Origin of the sequence: Spirosoma panaciterrae DSM 21099 (genome assembly GCF_000374025.1) — a bacterium.
GTDB classification, from domain to species: Bacteria; Bacteroidota; Bacteroidia; order Cytophagales; family Spirosomataceae; genus Spirosoma; species Spirosoma panaciterrae.
Map to the genome: position 1 here is coordinate 18597 of NZ_KB893203.1, position 26453 is coordinate 45049.

A 26453-nucleotide genomic window follows, 5' to 3' on the forward strand; every position below is an offset into this window, starting at 1 on the left:
GATGAATCAATTGCCAGTAGGCGCATCATACAGTCTATATCCTATATCATATATCAGATTGCTTCGGCTTTAATCCAGTCGTAGCCTTTTTCTTCCAGTTCAAGTGCCAGCTCTTTCGGTCCCGATTTCACGATACGGCCTTTGTACAGAACATGAACAAAATCAGGGACTATATAATCAAGCAGCCGCTGGTAGTGGGTAACCACAATGGTAGCCCGCTCCGGCGATCGGAGTTGATTGACGCCATCGGCCACAATCCGCAGGGCATCGATGTCCAGACCAGAATCCGTTTCGTCCAGAATGGCTAGTTTGGGTTCCAGCATGGCCATCTGAAAAATTTCATTCCGTTTCTTTTCTCCACCCGAAAATCCTTCGTTCAATGATCGGCTCAGCAGCGATTGGTCGATGTTGACAAGTTTCATCTTTTCTTTCATCAACTTCAGAAACTGCACAGCATCGAGCGGATCCTGACCCCGATATTTTCGGATTTCGTTCATCGCTGTTTTGAGGAAGTTGGTCGTGCTCACGCCCGGTATTTCAACGGGGTACTGAAAAGCCAGAAAAATACCTTCGGCCGCCCGTTCTTCAGGAGCCATGTCGAGTAAGTCTTTCCCGTCGAAGGTAACGCTGCCGCCCGTTACGTCGTAATCTTCCCGACCTGCCAATACAGATGCCAGGGTGCTTTTTCCAGCACCATTAGGACCCATAATCGCGTGAACCTCACCGGGGTTGACTTCCAGATTGAGACCTCGTAATATTTCTTTGTCGCCGATAGAGGCTTGTAAATTACTGATGGATAACATAATAGGTTGTAATGCCCTCGTTGGCAAATGAGCCGCAAAGATAACAGATGAATCAGTATCTCTCTGTTCGGGTAACAAAATCAGCTACTTAAAAGTTGACGTACGGACGGCTAATACGAAATTCCCCGGTTATTTGGTCAGTTGACCGGCCTCTCAGAATAGCTATGAATGCGATAATCGGTTTTCTTCCCCCGTTGTCTGATCCAACAGGTCAGCTTAACACCGGCGAAATCGACAAATAATTTGTCGCCAGCCTCATGATCCAGATGCATTACTGGTTGCACCCTTGCTTTCCCTGGCTATAAAGCCGAAATATTCGACAGACGCTGGACAGCTTACACCGAAAGCATCTGGTCAATCGTTTGCGAAACCGACGGGCAGTTTGCACCGAAATCTACAAGAAAGCCCTCTAATCAACGGATTAGAGGGCTTTCTTGTAGATTTAGGAGACCGTTATCGTACTCGTTTGATTCGTACAGGCACGCAGACGGATGAAACGCAGCAAGGAACAGGTGCCATGTAGGTTGTCTGGGCCGTTTGTCCGGCAAAGCTCACCGTCACCGTATGCAGACCCGATCCGCTCAGAAGGCCCGTCATGGAATAAGGCACAGAGGTGGTTCCGGCTGTAACCGCTACGGTCAGACTGAGAATGCCATCGGAAATCGTTAGGGTACCGGCAGGCGCATTGGTCAGGGCAACAACGCCCGTTGTTGTATAGGTATTCGTACTGGGCTGACATACACCTGGATCTGTTACCGAGATCGTCATGCCAACACTACAGCTAGCCGGAGCAGTATAGGTGCTTACCGTCGTTGAGCAACCCGGCAGCGAAGCGACTACCGTATGGCTGGAACCATTCGACACCAGATTGGCAAACGTAGCCGTGAAGGATGCACTGGTACCAGCCACAGTCGCAAAGGTCATACTCGTGGGGCCATCCGTAACGGTAAGTACTCCCGTGACGGGATTGACCAGCGTAATAACTGCTTTGGTCGTAAAGGTGTTGGTTGCAGACTGGCACACACCTGCCGTAACGACAGAACTCATGGAGCAGGTTGAGGCTATGGAGCAGGATGCCGGAGCAGAGTAAACGGCCGTGGTGGTTGAGCAGCCCGGCAAGCTTACTGTTGCGGTATGAATCGCTCCGTCGGAGGGCAGACCCGGAACCGAGAGGGTTACTACCGATGTATTGGCGGCTACGGTCTGGCTCACCGGCGATGCACCGGGAATGCTGACGGTAACGGTACCATTGACAGGGTTAGCCAGGCTAACTACCACCAAAGCCGAGTAGGTGTTGGTGGCCGTAGCGCACTGACTTGCTGTAGCGACAGCGGTCAATGAGCAGATGGTAATGGGAGATACCGCGCAGGACGGTGCTGTATAACTGGCTGCTGCGGTGCCACATCCTGGCAAGCTAACGGTCGCCGTATGGCTGAGTCCATCTGAAGCGAGGTTAGGAAAGACAACTGTGAAGGTAGACTGGCCATTGGCAGTCGTTGATACGGTTTGCGTCGTTCCGGCCAGACTCACACCAAGCGTTCCGGTTAGAGGATTCAATAGCGTCACCGTCACCGAAGCCGAATAGGTGTTCGTCACGGTAGAGCATACCCCTGCTGTAACTACGGCACTGATCGAGCAGGGTAGGGCTATGGAGCAGGATGCGGGAGCGGAGTAAACGGCCGTGGTGGTCGAACAGCCCGGCAAGCTTACCGTTGCGGTATGAATCGCTCCGTCGGAGGGCAGACCCGGAACCGAGAGGGTTACTACCGATGTGTTGGCGGCTACAGTCTGGCTCACCGGCGATGCACCGGGAATGCTGACGGTAACGGTACCATTGACAGGGTTAGCCAGGCTGACTACCACCAAAGCCGAGTAGGTGTTGGTGGCCGTGGCACACTGCCCAGCGGTGGCTACCGCACTGATGGAACAAACCGGAGCCACCGAACAACTGGCCGGAGCCGTATAGGTAGCGGTGGTGCTGCCACAACCCGGCAGGCTGACGGTAGCCGTGTGGCTGAGCCCATCCGACACTAACCCCGTGAAGACCGCTGTGAATGTATTCTGGGCATTGGCGGTGGTGGAGAAGGTCTGGGAGGCACCGGCCAGATTGACCGTCAGGGTGGCGGCCAGGGGGTTGAGCACCGTCACTACTACCGAAGCCGAGTAGGCGTTGGTGGCCGTGGCACACTGCCCAGCGGTGGCTACCGCACTGATGGAGCATACGGGTGCTGTGGAGCAGGATGCTGGTGCGGTGAAGGTGGCGGTGGTGGTGCCGCAACCGGGCAGGCTGATGGTGGCCGTGTGGCTGAGCCCATCCGACACTAAGTCGTTGAAGACGGCTGTAAACGAGTTGGTATTGGCCGTAATCGCCTGGCTGACGGCTGTGCTGCCTGGCAGACTGACTGTAAGGGTACCGGCCGGGCTATTGGCCAGACTGACGACAACCGATGCTGAATAGGTGTTGGTAGCCGTGGCGCATTGACCAGCCGTTGCTACAGCACTGATCGAGCAGGGCGGAGCCACTGAGCAGGATGCCGGAGCCGAATAGACCGATGTAGTCGTTGAGCAGCCTGGTAGGGTCACGGTAGCTGTATGGATACCGCCGTCGGAGAGCAAGCCTGGAACGACCACAGTAGCAACGGATGTATTAGCAGCTACAGTCTGGCTGACGGGTGACGCACCGGGAATACTAACCGTGATTGTGCCGTTCACCGGATTACTTAAGCTGACCGCAACCAGGGCCGAATAAGTGTTGGTCGCTGGGATGCATTGGCCTGGAGTGGCAATGGCGGTCATTGAACAGACGGGTGCCACTGAGCAGCTAGCGGGAGCGGTGTAGGTGGCACTGACCGATTGCCCCAGATAACTGGCCGTTACGGTGTGCGAACCTGTACCGCTGGTTAAGCCAGCCAGCGTATAGGCCGTGGATGTAGCCCCCGCGCTTACCGATACGGTAGTAGCCACAAGGCCATCCGAGAAGATAACTGTACCGGCCTGAGCATTCGTCAGCGAGAGCGTTCCGGAGATAGTGTACTGGTTGGTGGCACTCTGACAGGTACCGGGTGTAACTGTTAAGGCCAGAACCGGAATGGCTACCGAGCAGCTCGTAGGAGCTGTATAGGTAGCGGTGGTGGTGCCGCAACCGGGCAGGCTGACGGTAGCCGTATGGCTGAGCCCATCCGACACTAACCCCGTGAAGACGGCCGTAAATGAGTTGGTATTGGCTGAGAGAGTCTGACTTACTGGTGTACTACCCGGCAAACTGACCGTGAGGGTACCCGCCGAACTGTTGGCCAGACTGACGACAACCGATGCTGAATAGGTGTTCGTTGCTGTGGCGCATTGACCAGCTGTCGCTACGGCACTGATCGAGCAGGGTAGGGCTATGGAGCAGGATGCCGGAGCAGAGTAAACGGCCGTGGTGGTCGAACAACCCGGCAAGCTTACTGTCGCGGTATGAATCGCTCCGTCGGAGGGCAGACCCGGAACTGAGACGGTTACCACCGATGTATTGGCGGCTACGGTCTGGCTCACCGGCGATGCACCGGGAATGCTGACGGTAACGGTGCCATTGACAGGGTTGGTCAGGCTGACTACCACCAAAGCCGAGTAGGTGTTGGTGGCCGTAGCGCACTGGCCGGCCGTCGCTACGGCTGACAAGGAGCAGACACAGGCCGTCGGCGCTAAGTTGACGGTAACATCCGTATAACAGCCGCTATTGTTGTAAACCCTTACTGTATAGGCTTGCGAAGCACCCGGACTGGCTAAATTGTTCACAATAATACCATTGACCGGAATCGCTTGTGCCGTCCCTGAAAGCGGAGCCGATACATTAAAATCAGCGCCAGCGGAGTATTGGTAGGTGTAGCCCGTTCTGAAATTGCTTAAAACGATTTGTCCGTTGGCCTGTACTACACCACCGGCACAGGTGGCGGCTATGGCAGCGGCCTGGAATGTCGGCAGGGTATCTTCCTCAATAATGAAGGGGCAGCAACTGAAACTAGGGCATAGGCCGGATAGGCTGTCGGCCGCCAGACTGTAGCTTCCAGGGGTGGTAATGTCGAGAATATGCGTGGTTTGACCTGCTATCAATACACCGTTTTTGTACCACTTATAACTCGTTCGGCCAGCCGGAGCGTTCAGCCGGAACAGATAGACATCGCCTGTGCAAACCTGTACCGGAATGGTCGTGCATACTTTGGCGGTATCGCCCGGTATCGTTGCTTTGTTGTACAGGATACCTGAACTATCGGCAATCGCCTGATAGGTCAAACTAAAGCTCTGAGAAGGAGTAAGGCTTCCCACCGTCCAGATACTGAGTGGTGTTCCCTGAGTAAAGGTTGTACCTGCCGGAACGGTAGTAGAGCCGGATACATAGCGCAGCCCGGTTGTCATCGAATCGCGAACGGCAACATTCGTGGCCGTAGTACTGCCTGTGTTGGTCAATACAACGGTATACGTCAATACATCCCCACGTTTTGCTTTGGGTTTACTGACGTATTTGGATAAGGCCAGTTGAGTACCAACGGGCTGCGTACACGAACCCGGAGCCGTGTAGGTTATGGTCGTCGTGGCACAACCGGGTAACGAAGCGGTTACCGTACGTGAAGCTCCGTCAGACATTATACCGTTGAAGGTTGCTACAGCGGTAGTGGTACCTATCGAAGCCGGAACGGTGAAGGTTACACTATTGACCCCGTCCGTAACCGTCAGTATACCCGCCGTCGGATTCGTCATCGTAACGGTTACCGTATTGGAGAAGGTGTTGGTTGCGGTGCTGCATAAGCCAGGGGTGGCAACGGCGCTAACCGAACATACAGGAGCTACCGAACAACTGGCTGGCGCTGTATAGGTGGTGCTGGCGGTTGCACAGGCCGTTGCGCTGCTGGTAACCGTAACGGTATGCACGGCTCCATCACTTTGCAGGCTTGTATAACTGAACGCAATTGAGGTTGTACCGGCATTAGCGGTTAGTGAGCGAACGTAGCTGCCATCCGTTAGGGTCAGTGTCTGGCTGGTAGGGCTATTGGTAAGGTTTATCGTGCCGCTCAAGACATACTGGTTCGTAACCGGATTGCAGTTGGAACCACTGGCCGTTACACTCAGATTACAATTTGGCGCCACGGAGCAACTGGCCGGAGCCGTATACGTGGTTGTTGTCGTCGAGCAACCCGGTAACGTAGCCACAACGGAGTGCATACTGCCATTGGAGGTTAATCCAGGGAAAATAATGGTAAATGTATTGGCGGCACCAGCGGTGGTGGTAACAGGCTGGGTCTGTGTTCCGTCGGTGATCAGCAGTGTACCCGACACCGGATTGTTGACCGTCACGACTACAGTCGACGAATAGGTATTGGTGGCCGTGGCACACTGACCAGCGGTGGCTACCGCACTGATGGAACAAACCGGAGCCACCGAACAACTGGCCGGAGCCGTATAGGTAGCGGTGGTGCTGCCACAACCCGGCAGNAATGTATTCTGGGCATTGGCGGTGGTGGAGAAGGTCTGGGAGGCACCGGCCAGATTGACCGTCAGGGTGGCGGCCAGGGGGTTGAGCACCGTCACCACTACCGAAGCCGAGTAGGTGTTGGTGGCCGTGGCGCACTGGCCAGCGGAGGCTACCGCACTGATGGAGCATACGGGCGCTATGGAGCAGGATGCTGGTGCGGTGAAGGTGGCGGTGGTGGTGCCGCAACCGGGCAGGCTGATGGTGGCCGTGTGGCTGAGCCCATCCGACACTAACCCGGTAAAGACCGCCGTAAATGAGGGAGTATTAGCTGCAATGGTTTGACTGATCGGACTAATACCGGGTATACTTGCGGTGAGGGTAGTAGCTGTTGCGTTGGTTAGTGCAACGACTACGGTAGCCGAATACGTGTTGGTCGCTGTGCTGCATTGGCCAACGGTAGCAAGGGCACTGACGGAGCAGGCGGGGGCTACTGAACACGAAGCAGGTGCTGTAAAGGTCTGACTGACAGCAGCGCAGGCCGAGTTGGAATAGCTGGCCGTGATGGTATAGGTTTGCCCATTACTGACTAAACCTGAATAGCTGAAGGTGCCCGATGCGTTGCCCGCCGGTAACGTAAGACTTCGGGGCGTAAAGGCATCGGAGCTTATGGTCAAGGTACCATTGACAGGTACGTTGGTTGAGACAATCGTACCCGATAACGCATACGTATTGGTGGCCGATGTGCATAGCCCAGGGGTAACCGCCAGCGACAGACCACACGATGGAGCGGCTGAGCAGGAGGCAGGGGCTGTATAGGTTGTGGTAGCCGTGCTGCATCCTGGCAGGGTAGCCGTTACCGTATGCGAGCTTGCATTCGAGAGTAATCCAGTTAATGAATAGGTAGCCGAAATCTGCCCTACAGAAACGCTGAACGAGGTTGTACTACCCCCATCCGTTACCGTAACGACACCGGCAGTGGCGCTGGTGAGGCTGATCGTGCCTGTTACCGTATAGCTGTTGGTAGCGGCCTGGCAGGCACCTGGTGTTGCTGTCAACGCAATTGCACAGGTGCCACAAACGGCTTTGGCAAGCGTTACAGAGACCACAGTTGAACAAACAGGTCCGCTATAGACAATAATTGAGTAGCTCTGTCCGGCCGATGTAGCAGGGTCGGCTAATCCGGTGAACGCAATCGCAGAAAAGGACACGGGTTGGCCGCCTACGGCTGTGTACGATGGAGCAGGTCCGGCTGTGTACAGGAAGGCTTTGTCGGCATTCTGAACACCTGTCAGGTCGATGCGGGCACTGTTAGCAGTCACGGTCTGACCAACGCAAACAGCAGGTGTAGCTACTACACTGGCTATGGTAGCCGATGCACAGGCAAAACCAGCATCAAGAGTATGATTGACCGTACCAGCCCCACCCGTAGTGACATTGATAGCCGGGAAGCTGTTCGCACCGATCGTGGTCAGTTGGACGTTGGAATCGTTCAGGGTGCTGGCCGTTGGAGCCGTACTTAAAGCCTGGGTAATCTGATAACGGTTCGATGCGATGGTAAGCGCACCATTGGCAAACTGCCCGCCAGTTCCGAAGGCCACCTGATAGGGGGTGTTGGGCAGGAGCGTGGTATCGGCTCCGGTACCACTCCAGGTTCCGTTGGTGAGTTTGCTTTTTGAGGAGAAATAATATTCCCCGTTCGCATTCGTCGTCGTAGTGGCGATAACTGCTCCTGATTTATACAGTGAGACATTGACACCGGCCAGACTTTGTTCGCAGGGGTCCTGAATGCCGTCTTTGTTGGTGTCGAACCAGACGCGGTTGCCTATTTCGATGAAAGTAGGGGTAGAGCAACCCAGTTCGAAATCGCCTAAACCAACTGATTTCTGGAAATAGCCGTTCTGGAAAACCACATACGATGACTGAATTGACCCGTTAGCGTTCGAAAACTGCCGGAATCCGTTGGCATAAGGGACTTCGTTTAGCGGGTCCATTGCCGAGGCCAGTACGTTTCCTGAACCCGGACGGATAGCCAGACCTCCCAGTGCATTCTCGGTATGGACTAAAATGCCAACCTGAACAAAATCATCATTGTAGAATTCACCGGAGCCTGGACCCTGGCTGTTGTTCGGCAAAGCGCCTGTGATCCCCGCAACTTTTGCATTATTTTCCAGGACATACACCCCATTGATATTGGCCGCCCGGAGAATATCGCCCCCACTGATCGCATAGTAAAGTTTGGTATCGGTTGCCCGTGTACCATAATTATCGGCTGCGCCCTGTAAACCGGTGCGGTCAGCGAAGGCCAGCACCATCGAGTTGTCGATATCGAACTCAATGCCCGACAGAATAGGCTGACTCCGCAGGAGGTAATGCCCATCGACAAACACCAGTTGATCAAAATTATCGGTCCAGGTGCGCCAGTTGTTCGAAGCGGCTCCCGCCTGTATGTCATCGTTCAGCAGAGCAGGGCCTTTCGGGTAGGTCAGAGGGAAGTCGAAAATGGTGCTCCAGGTATTGGCCACAGGGTCCAGGGCATACACAAAAGCCCGCATGTCAGACCGATTGTCCGTTACCGATCCATCGCAGATAACACCTACGTAGACCTTTCCCTTGTGGTATTTAATACCCCAGGGCCGGGCGTTATTGCCGTTGGAACAGCCGTTAGGAATGGCAAACGAAGTGGATGTAGTTGGTGAAGCACCGCCCGCATTATAAGTCGAAATGTCTAGGCGGTACACTTTCTTATCGAACAGATTGACGAAATAAAGCTGGTTCCCGTCCGACGAAATGGTTAAGCCACCAATCCCAACTTTACCGATCTGGGCAAAGGCGGCCGAATCATGACTGAACGCCGTAGCGCTGGCCGACAAACCACGACTGACGTTACTGCCCACACTGGCTGAGCCAACATTGATACCGAGGGTGGTTACGTCCAGAAAATTACTGACCGCATTGGTTGCTGGGTTGATGGCATAAATACCACCCAGCCCTAGTTGCCCCAGCCCAGCATGCCGACGCAATACCGAGGAGGTAAATATGGTTTTGGTTTGTTTGTTGTAAACCGTTCCCCAAAGCGCTCCAACCTGTGCGGCACTGGCTATGTGAGCTGGATTGGCAGAGTTGGTATAGTTTCCGGAACCCGTAGCCGTCGAAAAATCAGTGTAATTTATCGATACGAAAGCATCCTGGGTACCTGCCGTTCCGCCACCTAGCGGATTCCCATTTACATAGCAGGGAACAAAGATTTTAGGGTTGTTCTGACAGAAATCCGTGGGGTCCGACATGCCCAGATCAACTCCGCAATCGGGAGCCGTAACGAATTGAACAGTTGTCCGTCCGTCCACTCCATTTAAGGTCCCCTGCGCTGAATAGGCCGCTGGAAGGTTCGTGAATTCTACCCGGACCGGATAATTGGCAAGCGGTATAGTTAGTTTATACTGGCCATTGGCGTCGGTAGTGGCGGTATAAACTGTACCGGCACAATCGTACGCTTTGACAAGGATACCCGGTACGCCTGTGGTTTCACCTGAGTTTTTTATCCCGTCGCCATTAAAGTCATTAAAGGCGGTGCCGCTCAGGTCGGTGCCAGGCGTACAGGTTATGGGCTGACAGGCTGCGGGGGCGGTAAAGGAAGCTGTACTCGTACAGACCGTGTTGCTGGCAAAAGAAGCTGTGACCGTACCCCCCGCTCCGTCGGCTGGAATTTCGAAGGTAAAGACCTGAGGGGAAGCAAATTCTACGGGTACCTGCGTTTCGTAAGGATCGGGATCGAAGAAGCTAATGATATTGATACCTGGTGTGATTTGCCGGGTCTGATTTCCCAACTTAACGATCAGGTTGTCGTTTGCCGGAGCATCCGTCCAGCGAACTTCAACGCTTACGGTCGCCCGACTTCCAGCCGTTGTATTATAACAGCCCGAAACAGTCGGAATAACACTTAAGGTCGTAGTGGCCTGATAGGTGATAACCAGCTTAGGATCGCCGATGCTGGGTTCATCGTAGGCATTGGCCGAAGGCCCGGAACTGGCTGTTGCGTTGAGTAATAAGGTGATAGGATTGTTGGGTTTCCAGTCGGAACGATTAACAATCTCCTGCACAATAGCCTTTAAATCGGGCGTACGTTGATTCACGCCCTGAGCGCCATTCGTCCAGGTAGCTGAGTTTGACCAGTTGACCGAAGCCGACGTAGGGGCTGTATTATAACGGGCTGAAATATCGGTCGATCCGGTGGCTGCCGTAAATGAATTGGAATTGGCAACGTTGTGCCCGCGGATGCCTACGTTCGATATACCGGCAGAAGTCGAGGTGGCGCTGTTTCCTGTGAACTGGATGTAGGCGTTTGTAATCGTTGCCGATTTAGGAATGTATACCGACGCGAAACGGATACCTATATACCGATTAAAAAAAGCCAGATCAGCACTGGATGTGTTGATCGTTGAAACGTTGCCGGAAGTGACCTCGGTAGCATCATCGCCACTTAAATTAACAGGAATGGTTAGTGTCGAATTGGATATGCATTGGGCTAGTCCCACAGAGAATATCTGTGTTAACATGAACAAAGACAGGGTAATACTGACGGCTTTTGCCAGTTTACCAAGGGTAAGAGGCCGTTTCTGAATTACTTGCGTGGTCGACGCCATAGTACAGGTAGGCATAGAATAAAAAAATTAAAATGGATTACGCGGAACGTTGAAGTAATAGCACATCAATCCACCTGAGGGTGGTTTCGTGTTTCCTGGCTGTCTTTGTTGGATATAGCTGAGTAATGCCTGTCGGCTTCAACAAACGTCTCTGTTTTGTTGAGTCAGCCACTGATCTACTATCCGTTTCTGGTGTATGCTTTTTGAGAAAACGATCAAGTTGCCAATCGGTAAACTTGATTCACCAGTTGTTTTTGAAATAGATGTAGTGGTTGACTCAAACGCCCAATGATGCCTTTAATTTTTGACTCATTGGCAACGGTTACATTCGTCATTAAGTGGACTTCACAAATGCCGTGCCAGTAAATGGGAATTCCGTAGATCGGCCCAGAATAAAGCGGATTTATATATGGAAAACGTGAATTGATAGTTTTTTTGACTTCTTAATCGATCGTAAAGTGTACTTATAGCCCTCCATATTCAGGTATGTACTCTTACGCATTCGTCTCTTAATAATCTAATTTTGCATACCAATTATTAAAATATGTTACTTTATTTGGAAAATATTTTTATTTGGTAACATAATGGACTTTTAATTTTGAATAAAGTTGTTTGTGTTAACTAGATATATTCTGGATGATCTTCGGCTTTAACGACCTCTTCAGATAGGTTAGTAAACAGAAAGCGGTATCGAGAAGCCTCGATACCGCTTTCTATATTGTAGTTAACCAGCCTTGCTTGGCAGATTAATATTGGGGGTAGTCCGCTCCAGATTTGGGTTATCTGGGGTCTCCGATACGCTGCGGCCGCTTGGTCTGGGTGATCACATACGGCACACACACATCGGCCGGACAACCGCACACCGTCGGCAACAGCAACACCGTCACGTCCCGGTAACAGCCCGAACGAGCATACACCCGAATCGTATAAGCCTGGGCCGAAGCCGGATTGACCAGATTGCTCACCAGCACCCCATTGCCCGGAAGGGCCTGGGGAGCCCCCGACAGCGAGGCCGACGCATTGAAGCTAGATCCCAGCGAGTACTGGTAGCTCAGCCCCGAACCGAAGCCACTGATCACCAGCTTGCCGTTGGCCTGGGGGGTATTGCCCACACAGCTCACCGGCAGGGCTACAGCCTCAAACGAGGGTAGGGTGTCCTCCTCGATGATGAAGGGGCAGCAGCTAAAGTCAGGACACTGGCCACTGCTGCCATCAACCACCAGCGAGTAGGTGCCTGCGGCCGTCACACTCAGCACGTTGGTGGTAGCGCCGGGGATGATTACCCCATCGCGGAACCACTGGTAACTGGTTCGCCCGGTGGGGGCGGAGAGTTCGAAGGCATAGTCGTCGCCGGCACACATGTGGACGGGGACCGAGGTACAGACCTTGGCCGTATCGCCGGGGATGGTGGCCGTGTTGTAGAGGATGCCGGTGCTATCGGCCTTGGCCTGGAAGGTGAGCGTCAGGCTCTGGCTGGGGCTGATAACGGGGACAGTCCAGGTGCTGATGGGGTACCCCTGGGTGAAGGTAGTACCGACAGGCGCGGAAGCCGAGTTGGCCACGTAGGTCAGGCCCGAGGTGGTCGAGTCGCGGACGGTGACATTGGTGGCGGTAGCGGAGCCGGTGTTGGTCAGCACGATGGTGTAGGTGAGCACCTCCCCAACCTGAGCCTTCGACTTATCGACCAGCTTCTCCAGGGTCAACCGGGCTGGCGGCAGGAAGAAGCCCGCATCCAGGTTGAGGTTGACCTCGCCAGCGCTCAGGGTCACCGAGCGGGTGAGCCCGCTAACGGGGTTGGCATCGCTGTCCTTGGCATCATTGCCGCCCTGCTGGGCGGGCGAGGCCGAGTAGCCCGACGGGGCGGTAAAGCCCACCGAATAGCTCAAACTGTTGCCGGGTGTCAGGCCGGTGAAGGAGTAGAGACCGGAGGCATTGGTGGTGGTGGTGGCCGAGAACACCCCATTGGTGTAGAGGGTGACCAGGACCCCGGCGATGGGGGGCTCACCGTTGTCCTGGATGCCATCCCGGTTGAGGTCATGCCAGACGAAGTCGCCCAGGCTGGCGGTGGCCGCCGGTTGAGCGGGGACCAGATACCCCGCATCCAGGGTTGGGTTGAACTCGCCGGGTGTCAGAGTGATCGACTGGGTGAGTCCGGTCACCAGGTCGGCATCACTGTCGAGGGCCTTGTCGGTCCCACTGAGCGGAGTCGTCGCTGTATAGCCCGTGGGGGTCGTGAAGCCTACGGAATAGCTCAAACTGTTGCCCGGTGTCAGGCCGGTGAAGGAGTAGAGCCCGGAGGCATCGGTGAGCGTCGTGGTAGAGGTGGACCCGTTGACATACAGGGTTACTTTTACCCCTTCGATCCCGGGTTCTCCGTTGTCCTGGAGGCCGTTCTTATTGAGGTCGATCCAGACAAAGTCGCCCAATCCGGCGGGGATCAGATAGAATCCGGCATCCAGGGTTGAGTTAAACTCGCCGTTGGCCAGGGTGACCGACTCGGTTTTTCCCGTGCTCAGATCCGCATTGGAGTCTACGGTTCGGTCGGTACCACTGTAGGGGGCAGTGGCCGTATAGCCCGTTGGCGTGGTAAAGCCTACGGCATAGGTTGTGCTGTTGCCCGGTGTGAGCCCGGTGAAGGAGTAGAGCCCGGAGGCATCGGTGGTGGTGGTGGCCGAGACCGCCCCGTTGATGTAGAGGCTAACCGTTACCCCCGGAATCGGCTCTTCGCCCAGATCCTGGATCCCGTTTTTGTTGGCATCGATCCAGACGAAGTCACCCAGGCCAGCGGCATTGGACGAGCAGTTCTGGGCCAGTTGCTGGGTGATGGCGCAGCCATTGAGGGTCACGGTGATGAGCACGGTTTGTCCAGAAGGGATGTCGGTGATGGTTGATCCCGTCAGTGTGCCTATGGAAGCCGTAACTGATGCCCCTGGAGTAGCCGTAAAGCTGACCTGATAGGTAGCCACTCCATTGCAGGATACACTGGTTAGCAGAGTAGGCAATTGATTGACTGTGACAGTGGCGGTGGTGGTGCTGATACAACCAGATGCATTGGCGACAGTAACACTGAAGGCGGTGGTGCTGGCGGGGCTTGCCATCATGAGGCCAGTGGTATTCGTAGTGCCGTTGCTAAAGGTATAGCTGGTGCCGCCTGTGGCGGTCAGGGTAACCGACTGGCCAGCACAAATGGTAGCTGAAGTTAGGGCTGGCGTTGGTACCTGGTTGACCGTGACCGTGGCCGAAGCAGAGGCCGAACAGTTGGCTCCACTGCTGGCAGTAACACTGAAGGCGGTGGTGCTGGTGGGTGCTACAATCAGCAGTCCTGTAGTGTTGGTAGTACCGTTAGAGAAGACAAAGGTACTACCTCCTGAAGCCGTCAGAGTAACTGACTGCCCCGCGCAGAGGGTGGCTGATGAGAGAGCGGCTACCGGATTGTTGTTGACGGTTACGCCCCCGGTGGCAATAGCCTGACAACCGGCTGCATCAGTCACGGTGACGGAGTATGCCGTGGTGCTAACGGGTGTTACGGTCATCAGTCCGGTAGCATTGGTTGTTCCGTCACTGAAGGCATAACTGGTTCCGCCAGTAGCGGTCAGTGTTGCCGACGCACCGACACAGATGGTAGCAGAACTTAAGGCTACCGTGGGTAATGGATTTACACTGACGGTAGCGGTGGTGGTGCTTTTACAGCCCGACGCGTTGGCGACGGTGACCGAGTAGGCGGTGGTGCTGAGCGGGGTAGCCGTCATCAGGCCGGTGTTATTGGTCGTTCCGTTGGAGAAGCTATAGCTGCTACCACCTGTGGCGGTGAGCGTTACGGGCTGGCCCNNACANANGGTGGCCNAGGTCAGGGNGGCTACGGGGAGCNGNTTGACATTGACGGTAGCGGTGGTGGTGCTTTTACAGCCCGACGCGTTGGCGACGGTGACCGAGTAGGCGGTGGTGCTGAGCGGGGTAGCCGTCATCAGGCCGGTGTTATTGGTCGTTCCGTTGGAGAAGGTATAACTAGTGCCGCCTGTGGCCGTGAGCGTCACCGACTGGCCGGCACAAATGGTAGCGGAAGTCAACGTTGGGCTAGGTAACGGATTAACATTGACGATGGCGGAGGTGGTACTGCTACAGCCCGATGCGTTGGCCACTGTCACGGTATAGGTGGTCGAACTGGCGGGGCTCACCGTAAAGGCGCCCGTGGCACTGGTGGTGCTGGTGAGGCCATTGGTGAGTGTATAGCTGGTGCCGCCTGTGGCCGTGAGCGTTGCCGATGCCCCCACACAAATGGTGGCCGAGGTCAGGGTGGCTACGGGCAGCGGGTTGACATTGACGGTGGCGGTCGTGGTACTCTTACAGCCCGACGCGTTGGCCACCGTCACCGTATAGGTGGTCGAACTGGCAGGGCTCACCGTAAAGGCGCCCGTGGCACTGGTGGTGCTGGTGAGGCCATTGGTGAGTGTATAGCTGGTGCCACCTGTGGCGGTCAGGGCGGTGGATTGCCCGGCACAAATGGTGGCCGAGGTCAGGGTGGGCGTGGGCGCAGGGCTGACCACCACTGAAATGGTCGCGGTGGTGGCACAGACTGGGCTGCTGCTTACCGTGAGCGTAAAGGTATGGGTCCCCGTTGGCAGACCCGAAGAGGTGGCTGTTGCCGTGGTTCCATTGGTGAGGGTGATGCCCGCCGGTGCGCTCCAGGCATAGGTATAGCTGCCGGCTGGGGTGACCTGAGCCGTTAGGGTCACTGAACTGGCCTGACAGACGGTTGTCGTAGTTAGATTGCCATTGACAGCTGCGGTGGCTGTCAGGGAGCAGGGCACAAACCCGGCATCGTAGGAGAAGTTGTTTTGTCCAGCCTGTCCCAGGGTGAAGGTCACTATGCCGCTGGCATTGGGGTCGGAGTCGATGTAGTCGGGGTTGGTGCCGGTAGCCGAGTTGGGTTTAGAACTCAGACTGGCGGTACTGACACTGGTGGGGAACGTCAGGGTGTAGGAGCTACCGCCCGAGAGTGTGGTCAGGCTATAGACAAATCCGGTGGCGTTGGTGCCCGCTGCATTGGAGAAGTAATATTCACCGGCTGCGTTGGTGGTCACGCTAACGGGCGCTGCCAGCCCGGGTCCGCTGAGGGTGACGCGAACGCCGGCCAGGGGCGTTTCGCCTGGGTCCTGGATGCCGTTGTCATTGGTATCCAGCCATACCCGGTTCCCAATCTGGATAGGGGCCGGATTACAGACTGCCTCAACATCGCCAAGCCCATTTCCTTTGCCGTACGTTGCCACATTGTTTCCACTAAAATAAATCTGGGCACTAGTCGAAGGAGAGCCAGATCCATCATTTTTAAAGCGACGGATACCTCCCGCATCGGTATTGACAGTAGGGTCCATTGCGGTGGACAAAACTTCACCATGGCCGGGTAACAGCGCCAATCCGCCTAATACCATCTCTACATGGTAAGGGTTCGTTGTATTCGGTTGGGAAATAGCATCCGCGTAATAAAACTCGCCACCGCCTGGGCCCTGGTTTGTGCCTGCACCGCTGGTAGCCGTACCTCCACAAATTCTGGCGTTATTCTCAATGGTCCATTGATTGACCGCTGGATTACATTTGCCCGCCCTTAAAATATCGCCAGGTGCAATGGCTCTATACAGTTGGGTACTGGTATTATCCGTTCCGTAGTTTTGGTTACCATATTGTTCGCCAAAGCGGTCACGAAGAGCAATAATCATCGAGCCATCCACATCGATTTCAATGTCTGTCAGCATCGGTTGGGGATGGCTGGCATTGGCGAGATCATTTCGGGCATAACGGCTCAAAAATGAGTTAGGCGCTTGGGTGCTGACCCAGGGGAACCAATACTCTGCACGGCTGGAGCCTGTCTGGTCATTATCAGATGCCCCTTTTTTGTAAGTAAGCGGAAACGTCAGTACGGTTGTGAAACTGCCATTTGCCGGATTGAACTCGTAAACAACGGCTTTCATACCTGTAGTATCACGAGTGCGTAGCGCCACATTACCTGTTGAGCCTGTTCCGAAGGAAATTGTGGTCGATACGGCTTCATTGGTCGTGACACCACCAACGTACACGCGGTCCCGATAATATTTCAGTCCAAATGGGCGGAATTGGCTACCGCTTGTCTGACTAGGGGTCGGGATCGTGTAGGTAGTAGGCGTGCCAGCCGTTGGGGTAAGACTTGTCGGGTTATTGATTGGGATTCTGTATAGTTTCCGATCGCCCAAATTGACGACGTACAATTCAGTACCATCGTCAGATACTTCCAGATCGCCCAACCCTGCTTTACCCACCTGATCGAATATGGATGGGTCATAGTTTGCCGAACTGGCTGCGTTTGGCAGATTCCGGTCTGAATTTGATAAGACAGTTGTGCTGCCTGCTGCGGTTACGGCTGTTGCTGCTGTGGGAAGGGTAGTAAATACCGAATGATTACCGGCTAAATCGGAAAGATAAATCGCTCCTGGTCCACCAGGACCAAGACCCGAGTGTCGTTTCAGAAAGGCCGACGTGAATAAATGCTTGCCCTGCCGCTGATATGCAACGCCGTAAACGGTACCGATTTGACTGTTGAGCGCAAGTGAACTTTCGGTCGGAGAATCACCCGTACTATTGTAAGGCAATTGAACCAGTACATCCCTGTTGGCCGCAACCGTAGTACCGGAACCAGTTCCGGTCGAGTTACCATTTATATAGCAGGGGACAACAATCTGCGGATTGCTCTGGCAATAGTCGGATGGATAGTTTACCCCAAAATTTACGTTTGTGGAACCTCCATTAACAAACTGAATAGACGTTGCACTGTTGCTCCCACGAAATCCATCATAGTCGCCAGTGGATAAATTGCTAAACTCTACCCGGTATGCGTTGGTATTATTGACCGTTAATGTGTAACTGCCCAGTGAAGCCGTCAGTGTACTACTGATAGCTGAAGCCGAAACAACCCCACTGGAATTATACGCTTTGATAATTACTCCTCCTACGCCCGGTTCCCCATATGAATAAGTTCCAGATGACGGAGCGCTGAGATAGACACCATCACTATTAAAGTCCCTAAAAACGGTACCCGTGATGGTTTGGCTTAAACCAGGTATAGCTGTTGCTATACTGATTATAAAGCATAGTAACAGCCAACTTGTTGATTTTGTAGTAGACGTAGGCATATATTCTAATAGTTGCGAGTAGATCAATACAACACGTATTCGCATTAGTCAAAAAGTATGCCTTAAAGCCTTTTTGTTGCTAAAGAATTAATAATTACTTACAACTATGTAGGCGAATTTGATTTTTGATACATCAATATTGATTTAGAAAATAGATTTTGGCTTTTTCTCAAATAGTATGCCATTGTTCTAAAAATTCATTAATTACTCAGTAAATGCATTAATCGACAGTTAATTAATTTTCTATCTGTTTGTTTATTATGATGTTATATTAAAATTATTATATATAAAATAGTGATTTAGTTAATATATTGAACGTGGCGCTTGTTTTTCTTTTCCGTGTCCAAACTCGTACCTTGCAATTCACTCAATCTCACTAGCGGGGTGAAGAATTATGAAAAACGAGTCTGAAACAACTGTGTATAGTCTGGATAAGAGAGAGGCTATGCCTGAAACAGAGCCCTTTCGAATTCATGTTGCGTCCGAAGTTGGTACACTCCGACGGTTGCTGATTCATAGCCCTGATCGGGGTTTAGGCAAAGTGATACCGTCCAAAGCTCAGGACTGGCTCTTTGAAGACATTGTGCACCTGGATATGATGCGTCGGGATGAGTACGACTATTATGTAAAACTTCTGTTGTATTTTCTGGACCCTGATGCGATTCGTGGTAAAATAGCTTCGCTTGGCCCCGATTCTGATCGGGCATTTTTCAAGCCCGATCATGAAGCTTATTTTAAGTCGGATAAGGTTATTGATATTCAGTTACTTCTGGCGGATATTCTGCAGGATGAAGGTATTCGTACCCGGCTGATTGCCACGATCTGTGGCATCGAGCGGGCAGCTTTCCGAACGCAGCAACTATTGAGTCAGTTTGCGCCTTCCGAACTCGCCAAAATCATGATCTCCGGCTCGTTGCCCGACCGGACAATGCTGTTTGCGCCTTTGCCCAATTTTATCTTTACCCGCGACATTGGCATTGTCATCAACGATCATATTCTGCTCAATAAACCGGCCAAGCTGGCCCGAACCCGTGAAGCGTTGCTCACTCAGTATATTTTCTTTTATCATCCATTATTTGCTGACTATCAGGATAAAATCATTGAGATTCCCGATAATGAGTATGCCTTTTTATTGTCCGATGCTGATACGAACCGCGATGTAACCCGCTCAACACTGGAAGGGGGCGATGTGATGATGATTGCCAAACGGCACCTGCTGATTGGGGTGAGTGAACGAACAACGCTGTATGCCGCTCAGCAGGTAATGCGTATCGTTTTCAGCAAAAACCTGGTCGATACGGTAACGATCCTGCAGATTCCTAAAAAGCGGGATTATATGCATATCGATACCATTTTTACGCAGGTAAAGCGAAACATATGGGTCTTGCTGGGGTCATTGGCCCGTACGGGCGACGAAGCCAAAAAACGGGATGTGATTCATTTTTTCGCCCCAAAAGATGTGTCGGAAGATTTAAAAATCCTGCAGTTTATCAAGGGACTCGAGCACAAACCCATAGAAATTGAAAACCTGGAAGACCTCCTGACCGATATTAGCAAAAATGACCTGGGGGCTACTGAACCTGTACAGTTCATTTATTCGGGCAATAACGAGTTTCCTTTTGGGGCGCGTGAGCAATGGACCGACTCATGTAATCTGCTGGCGCTTAAAGATGGGGTGGTCGTTGGGTATGATCGAAATGAAAAAACCGCTGAGGCTTTTCGAATGGCGGGGTTTGATGTAGTTGGTGCCAAAACATTGCTGGAACGTTTTGAGGCTGGGGTGTCTTCGCCCGAAACCATTGAAAATACATTTATTATGCTGCCTTCGGCCGAGTTGAGCCGGGCCAGGGGGGGCTCTCACTGCATGAGCCTGCCGCTATGGCGTGAGGAACTATAAGCCGTTCTTTTCCAGCCTGTTTGGCAGACCTTACAGGACTCTTTAAGGGAATTGTTGAACAATTGCGACATCAATAGTAATTTGCTACCCGATTTGGCCGTAATGGCTTTCCAACTGATCGACTACGTGCATGCAATCACAGGCCACCTCCCGTATATTGATGATTCGCCCGGTTCGCTTTGGATTTAATGAGCAAACCGCTGAATCCAACGCGTTTCAGGATAGTAAACTGGCAACGCAGGCAAAAGACATAGCCCAGGAAAATGCGTTGCAGGAGTTTGATGAGATGGTTCGTCAGTTGCAGGCAACCGGCGTTGATGTTCTTGTCTATGAGGATACCGCCGATCCGTATACGCCCGATTCGATTTTCCCTAACAACTGGGTGTCGTTTCATGCCAGCGGTACGGTTGTTCTGTATCCCATGCAGGCTGAAAACCGTCGGCTCGAACGTCGGCAGGATATTATTGATAACCTGGCCAGTCAATTTCATGTCGCCCGTGTGGTTGATCTGACTCCTTTCGAGCAGGAAGGGAAATTTCTGGAAGGTACAGGCAGTCTGGTACTCGACCGAATGAACAAGGTGGCTTTTGCCAGTTTATCGCCCCGAACGCATTCTGATGTTCTGGACGAGTTCAGCCGTCAGACCGGCTACCGGGTCGTATCGTTCAGAGCGGCTGATCGTAGCGGGAAAGCGGTGTATCATACCAATGTGGTCATGTGTATCGCTGATACATTCGCCGTAATTTGTCTGGCCGCTATCACAGATCCCGACGAACGATTGATGGTGCGCCATGAACTGGAAAAACTAGGTAAACGTATTATTGAAATATCACTGGAGCAGATGGCCAGTTTTGCCGGTAATATGCTCATGGTGCTTACCAAGAAAGGCCAGAAGATATTGGTCATGTCGACGCGGGCCTTCGAATCGCTCACCCCGCGCCAGATCGATCAGTTGGACGATTATGCCTCCCTGTTCCACTTTAATCTGTCTACCATCGAAAGCAACGGCGGAGGTTCAGCCCGTTGTATGATGGCAGAAGTCCATCTTCCAAGGAAATAGGTAGGAGTGAGTAGTTCGAACTACTCACTCCTAAATTCTTTTTTTGAATATTGTTTGCACATACAAATATCATTGCTACTTTTGTACAGTTATTCATTACGAAAGACGATGAAAGAGGAAAAAACGATCGCTGTTGCTGTGGAAACACCATCGACGTCAAGGTACAGCGCTTGTCTATTGTTCTCAGCAAATGCTCTGGCAAGGGCCATTACGGCTATTGGCGACGAAGAGTTTGGCCGTTTTGGCATATGTTATTCGCACGCTTATATGCTCTGCGAAGTGGTTGACCAGCCGGGTATTACCCCTTCGGAATTGAGCGAAACGCTCTGCCTGACGCCCTCTACCATTACGCGTCTGGTCGAGAAACTGGAGCAAAAACGGTTGGTGCGTCGAGAATCTGAAGGAAAGAAGACCCTGATTTACCCAACCGAAGAAGGGGAGTCTATCCAGCCTGAGATTGCTGCCGCCTGGGATCGGGTGAGTGAGCGTTATTCGCAGGTATTAGGCGAAACCGATGTTTGCCAGCTTACCCAACAGATCTTTAAGGCGTCGAAGGCCTTGGGAGATGGTATTTAAAATTTGTTTAGAAAAATTTGTTTGCACATACAATAACTCCATAGCCATGAAAACCAACGATGCAACCATAGGATTAGTAGCGGGGAAGCCTACAAAGACCACGAGAGCCATATGCCAGTCGTTGGCCGAACAGGGCATTTCAGCCATTGTCGTGCAAAAGGAAGGACGAGCGTTCGAAGCGGATGATGAGCTTATGACGGCCGATGATAACAGACAGTGGTCGGGTCAGCCGGGTAAGGATTTGTTCTTCAACGGCTGGAAGCTACTCTTTTAAATGATTGACTGAGTGAATGGTTGACTGATTGAATAGCTGACGCAGCATACTATGCCGGATGGTATTCAATCAGTCAACCATTCACTCAGTCAATCATTACAAAAATGGCGGCACCCAGGGGATTGCCGCCATTCCAAAAACCCACTCTATGAGAAATTTTTTCGTTACAGCGGAAAAATGTATCCTAAGGCTCCCTGACCCAATACTGTTTTAGAGTCCGTATTGAAGCCTCCGTTGGTATCTCCTAATGGATAAAGACCGCGCACTTCAACGGTGACATGACCAGGCCCTGCTTTCAGAGCAGCCCCAATGCCCAGGGCTCCGCCGAAGCCAAATCGGTCAGATCGATTGCTGATATCCCCTTTTTTTCCGTCAACGCTGGCGCTGGATAAGTAAGACCCGTAGGGGCCAAGGTTGACAAAGAACCGGCTTCCGGCATAGGTTCCAGTTGAAAATTTCAGAAACAGCGGCACTTCAATGAAATCGGTTGCGATGGTTGCTGACTGCGCAAAAAGGTCAGTTATCTGTTGGGTATACCGTGTATAATTTACCTCGGGTTGAAACGAAATCGCTCCTTTCCCAAAGTTGAGCACAATGCCACCCGTAAACCCTACCCGGGCTTCGATGCCAGGGATGGTTTCGGTATAGAACGGATACGTAACTCCGCCACGAGCCCCTATCCGAAAGCCCGATGAGGTACCATCCAACGCAATTCGTTCCGGGCGCTTCATGGTTTCCCGGGTCATAGCCTTCATGGGGGCGTCGGCCACGGGAGCTTGTGTGGTGACTGGGGCGGGCGTGGTCTCAGAACGACTGGCCGCTGATGGGGTTGTGGTGGTTGGGGCCGATGAGGCTGGTTTTTTGCTAATACCGTGATATTGATCGTATAATTCCTGCTGACGATTGGTCGCGGCTGTTCGCGACGTCGGTTGGGTAGTGGCTCGATTGGCCGTACCCGATTGTGCAAAAGATAACTGACTGGTCAGCGCGATGATCGAGAAAAGGAAAATCAACGGTTTCATAGGGTACAGGATTAGCGAAGCCAATATGTAAGATTAGGCGCTAAGCTACTAAATTCCTGCATAGCACTGAGGAAACGGTCAGTTGGTTGAGCATACGGTTGTTTTTTCACAAACATTTTTGAGCTTCGTGGCTTTAGTAAAGGAGTGGGTACCCACTCCTTTACTAAAGCCACGAAGACGTATGAAAACTCACCATCATCGCACAGCATTTATTACCGGAGCGAACCGGGGTATTGGGAAGGAAATTGCCTTGCAGTTGGCTCAGCAGGGTTTTGCTGTATTTATTGGGTCCCGCGATATCGCCAAAGGGCGCGAAGCATCGGAAGAGCTTTGCCAGGCAGGGTATGAGTCCACATTTATTCAGATCGATGTGACCGATCCGGTTAGCGTCCGAACAGCTTGTGGCACCTTTTCCCAGAAAGCCGACCATCTGGATGTACTGGTCAATAATGCTGGCATACTGGAAGATCATGGCGAAACGATTTTAAAACTGAATGCCGAAATGCTCGATCGGACGTTTAAAGCCAACGTGACCGGACCTATTCTGGTTATCCAGGATTTTCTGGAGCATTTGCGAAAAAGCCCCGACGGCGGCCGAATTATCAATGTATCGAGTGGAGCGGGGATCATCAAGGATATGTCGACGTATGCCCCAGCCTACAGCATTTCAAAAGCGGCCCTGAATGCCGTTACGAAGCAGTTTGCGGGTGCCCTCAAAGGAGATCGAATCGCTGTAAATTGCGTTGATCCGGGTTGGGTGCGTACCGATATGGGTGGGCCGAGTGCCAGTCGTCCGGTCGAAAAAGGAGCTGAAACCATCGTTTGGCTGGCCACCGAAGCTCCTCAATCGGAAACCGGAAAATTCTGGCACGATAAACAGGAAGTAGACTGGTGAACGAGTGGACTTCCACTATTTCACCAAGTCCATGGCCATTTTAACCGCATCGCGGGCATTGAGTAGGCCACCTGAGCGGCTAAGTTCACTGAAAGGGACTTTTTGGGCCGAACGGCCAGGTTTACGGACGGTGAGGGCGGGTTGGTAGCTACTTTTCATCAGGATTTCTTTCACCTGCACAGCCGTGAGCTTCGGAAAATAGGAGCGAAGCAGGGCAGCTACGCCCGCTGTCATGGGTGAGGCCATGCTGGTGCCTGATAAGCTGGCATACTGATTACGCGGCAGTGTCGATAAAATAGCTGTTCCCGGCGCAAACAGATCGACTGTTTGCCGACCGTAATTGGATGAGCGACTGGGTAAATCTTCGCTGAGCCGCCAGGTGCTGTTGCCAACAACCAGAACATTTTGGGCAACCTGGCCATTTTCGTACCGGGCGGAGGGGTAAGCCGGGATCGAGTCATAATTTTCGCCGTTGTTCCCCGCTGCATGAACGATCAGCACATCATGTTCTTCTGCAAATCGAATGGCAGCATCCACCTGTTCTTTAAAGGGAGACAATCGTTTGCCGAAACTCATATTGATGACTTTGGCTCCGTTTTCAACCGCATACCGGATGCCGTTGGCTACATCCTTGTCCCGTTCGTCGCCCCCCGACGGCACTACCGAAACCGGCATGATGCGAACATGGTCGGCCACGCCGTCAATACCCCGTCCATTGTTGCGTGTGGCCCCGATAATCCCTGCCACATGACTGCCATGCAGGGCCAGTTCCTGCGATTGGCCGATCAGCATGCGTGGACTGCCATAGTAACGTTCGTTCGGATTGGTTGGGTCATCACCCACTGCTGCTCTCGGGTTATAGGAAAGATTATAGGCTATATCGGCTTCGCTACCCATGATTTGCCGAAAGCGAGGCCAGTTCTGGCGCACGAGGCTCAGGTAAGTTCGGAAGCTTCCATATTGAGGGATATACGCATCGGCCAGAATCGTCCGGACGGCATTGGCCACGGAATCTGTTCCAAAATTGATACGGCGGATGGCCGTCGGTGTTGTCACGGAGTCTGGTAATTGGGAACGGATTTGATACGCTACTTTCCAGAACTGCGCGGTATCGGCAAAGGCGAGTTGCCGGGGAAGAACAGCTCGATAGCGTTGTAAAAATTGCTTTTTAGCTAGTTGGTAGGTGTTGTACTGCCGTTTTTCGACAGGTCTGAGCTTTTCAGGATCGGCTTTTTCGAAGGTATCCCGAAAGAGAATGTAGACCTGAGTCGCTTCAGGTTGGTCGGTCTGATAGGTAGTGCCGTCTTTGGCACCCATAAAATTCCAGCCATTTACATCATCGGTATACCCATTTTTGTCATCGTCCGTATCGTTATCCGCAATTTCCCGGGGATTTACCCAGGCTACATCGCGCAGGTCTTCGTGGGTGAGGTCAACCCCCGAGTCCATAATGCCAACGATGACCGGAACAGACGGACGACCTTTCAGCAAGTCATAGGCCTGGTAAAGGCTAATCCCGGCGATCGAATCCCGTTGCGGATCGAGGTATGGCCAGTTGCGGGGAGGCTGATTTGGGTTGGTTCGCTTCCGGGTAAACTGGGCTACTTGCTCCAAGATACGTCGGCGTTCGCTGCAATTATCCCGAATCGGTGCCAGGGAAAAAAGTTCGCCGTTATTTCTGTAAATAAGCTGATAAAGAGCTGTTTCGGTGATTCCGCAAGAGCTTTGACCGTTCAGTTTTTGTAGTCGCAGGGTATCGCCGGTAAGTTCATACAGCAGGGTTTCGACAGGTGCCGAATTAGATTCGGTGGTTACCACCAATGTATCGAGCCGAAAAGCCAGTTGAGCATGTACTTCCCTGGGCATTCGGACAGTACCTGACCAGACAGAGCCTCGAAGCGGTAATTGTGCCTGGGCATTCAGGGTCAAAACGATTAATCCAGGAAGAAGCAACAAGGCAACGTTTCGCAGATGCATAACAGGTTGATGAATAGGTTCTTCAAAATACGAAATTTCCGGCAGTTCTAGGTTATTCGTACAACATGAAAAAGCCCTCCGATGTAATCGGAGGGCTTTTTCATGCTTATTAACTGGTTAGATTAGTTTACGATCCGAACGCGCACGGGCTCAGGAACAATCTGGGTGCCATCATCCAGCGTCACCAGAAACAAAAACTGAATCTCCGTATAGTTGGGCAACGCAATCGGTGCCGTCGCTACACTGGGGTACTTCTTCTTAAAATCGGCAATCGTCGAGGTAAACACTGCCGTGGTGCCACTGCCTGCTATCGGGGCTGTGTTCAGCAGGGTCGTGGTATAGGTCCCTGAGTTCAGGTTCCCTACCGTGATGCCCGTTCCTCCACCCAACACCTTGGTGATCTCCTTGATGGTGCGACCACTGCTGGCCGGAATCGACAGGGTGAACTGAATAGGACCACCCGCTGCCAAAGAACTAACGATGAAGGGGTTGAACCCATAGGTGGTCGTACCAGGGAAAGTGACCGGAATGGCCGGCCGATTGTCCCGCACCAGATCGCTGTAGACCAGATCGTCTTTGCAGGAGAAGCTGCCACCAGCCACCAGGGCCAGCAACAACAGGTTTAAAAGTATCTTTTTCATGAAAATGCGTATGACAGTTGGGGTAACCATTAATCCACATCCCACCAGACCCGTACGTT

The 26453-nt window shown here is 52.7% G+C and carries 11 protein-coding genes; 5 read left to right on the plus strand and 6 right to left on the minus strand.

Annotated features, from left to right (window positions below; translation table 11 throughout):
* Positions 1 to 53: 53 nt before the first annotated feature.
* The 3 genes from sufC to B153_RS0124515 all read right to left on the minus strand — a co-directional run bounded on the left by sufC (position 54) and on the right by B153_RS0124515 (position 18097).
* Positions 54 to 803, minus strand: coding sequence for a Fe-S cluster assembly ATPase SufC (gene sufC / locus B153_RS0124505; RefSeq protein ID WP_020599389.1), 750 nt, complete (start codon positions 801 to 803; stop codon positions 54 to 56).
* 453 nt (positions 804 to 1256) lie between these two features.
* Positions 1257 to 10907 (minus strand): SdrD B-like domain-containing protein, encoded by a 9651-nt coding sequence (locus B153_RS0124510; protein WP_083928246.1) that lies wholly within the window; start codon positions 10905 to 10907, stop codon positions 1257 to 1259.
* 764 nt (positions 10908 to 11671) lie between these two features.
* On the minus strand, positions 11672 to 18097 hold the full coding sequence (locus B153_RS0124515) for an SdrD B-like domain-containing protein (protein ID WP_083928247.1): 6426 nt from the start codon (positions 18095 to 18097) through the stop codon (positions 11672 to 11674).
* A 349-nt stretch (positions 18098 to 18446) separates the two neighbouring features.
* Here B153_RS0124515 and B153_RS0124520 point away from each other — a divergent pair, with 349 nt between their 5' ends.
* From B153_RS0124520 to B153_RS0124535, 4 genes are all read left to right on the plus strand, one after another.
* On the plus strand, positions 18447 to 19949 hold the full coding sequence (locus B153_RS0124520) for an arginine deiminase family protein (RefSeq protein WP_026262423.1): 1503 nt from the start codon (positions 18447 to 18449) through the stop codon (positions 19947 to 19949).
* Positions 19950 to 20079: 130 nt separating this feature from the next.
* A complete protein-coding gene (ctlX, locus tag B153_RS0124525) occupies positions 20080 to 21009 on the plus strand; it encodes a citrulline utilization hydrolase CtlX (protein ID WP_026262424.1) in 930 nt (309 codons plus the stop codon).
* A gap of 108 nt (positions 21010 to 21117) precedes the next feature.
* The gene (locus B153_RS0124530; protein ID WP_020599395.1) at positions 21118 to 21585 is read left to right on the plus strand and encodes a MarR family winged helix-turn-helix transcriptional regulator; all 468 of its coding nucleotides are present in this window, start codon (positions 21118 to 21120) and stop codon (positions 21583 to 21585) included.
* Positions 21586 to 21631: 46 nt separating this feature from the next.
* Positions 21632 to 21859 carry a hypothetical protein gene (locus tag B153_RS0124535; protein ID WP_026262426.1) on the plus strand — a complete coding sequence of 76 codons (228 nt, stop codon included), beginning with the start codon at positions 21632 to 21634 and terminating at the stop codon, positions 21857 to 21859.
* A gap of 164 nt (positions 21860 to 22023) precedes the next feature.
* Here B153_RS0124535 and B153_RS0124540 read toward each other — a convergent pair whose 3' ends face one another.
* On the minus strand, positions 22024 to 22881 hold the full coding sequence (locus tag B153_RS0124540) for a porin family protein (RefSeq protein WP_020599397.1): 858 nt from the start codon (positions 22879 to 22881) through the stop codon (positions 22024 to 22026).
* 181 nt (positions 22882 to 23062) lie between these two features.
* Between B153_RS0124540 and B153_RS0124545 the strand changes: the two genes are divergently transcribed.
* The gene (locus tag B153_RS0124545) at positions 23063 to 23776 is read left to right on the plus strand and encodes an SDR family oxidoreductase (protein WP_020599398.1); all 714 of its coding nucleotides are present in this window, start codon (positions 23063 to 23065) and stop codon (positions 23774 to 23776) included.
* A 15-nt stretch (positions 23777 to 23791) separates the two neighbouring features.
* On the opposite strand, the gene B153_RS0124550 is transcribed toward B153_RS0124545, so the two are convergent.
* Both B153_RS0124550 and B153_RS0124555 read right to left on the minus strand, forming a co-directional pair.
* Entirely contained in the window at positions 23792 to 25753 is a 1962-nt protein-coding gene (locus tag B153_RS0124550) for a S8 family peptidase (RefSeq protein WP_020599399.1), read from the minus strand.
* A gap of 122 nt (positions 25754 to 25875) precedes the next feature.
* Complete coding sequence (locus B153_RS0124555; RefSeq protein WP_026262427.1) at positions 25876 to 26394, minus strand: hypothetical protein; 519 nt, start codon at positions 26392 to 26394, stop codon at positions 25876 to 25878.
* Positions 26395 to 26453 lie beyond the last annotated feature (59 nt).

Coding starts and splice junctions, on each gene's coding strand:
- sufC (WP_020599389.1), bottom strand. CDS start 803: ATGTTATCCATCAGTAATTTACAAGCCTCTATCGGCGACAAAGAAATA.
- B153_RS0124520 (WP_026262423.1), top strand. CDS start 18,447: ATGAAAAACGAGTCTGAAACAACTGTGTATAGTCTGGATAAGAGAGAG.
- ctlX (WP_026262424.1), top strand. CDS start 20,080: ATGCAATCACAGGCCACCTCCCGTATATTGATGATTCGCCCGGTTCGC.
- B153_RS0124530 (WP_020599395.1), top strand. CDS start 21,118: ATGAAAGAGGAAAAAACGATCGCTGTTGCTGTGGAAACACCATCGACG.
- B153_RS0124535 (WP_026262426.1), top strand. CDS start 21,632: ATGAAAACCAACGATGCAACCATAGGATTAGTAGCGGGGAAGCCTACA.
- B153_RS0124540 (WP_020599397.1), bottom strand. CDS start 22,881: ATGAAACCGTTGATTTTCCTTTTCTCGATCATCGCGCTGACCAGTCAG.
- B153_RS0124545 (WP_020599398.1), top strand. CDS start 23,063: ATGAAAACTCACCATCATCGCACAGCATTTATTACCGGAGCGAACCGG.
- B153_RS0124550 (WP_020599399.1), bottom strand. CDS start 25,753: ATGCATCTGCGAAACGTTGCCTTGTTGCTTCTTCCTGGATTAATCGTT.
- B153_RS0124555 (WP_026262427.1), bottom strand. CDS start 26,394: ATGAAAAAGATACTTTTAAACCTGTTGTTGCTGGCCCTGGTGGCTGGT.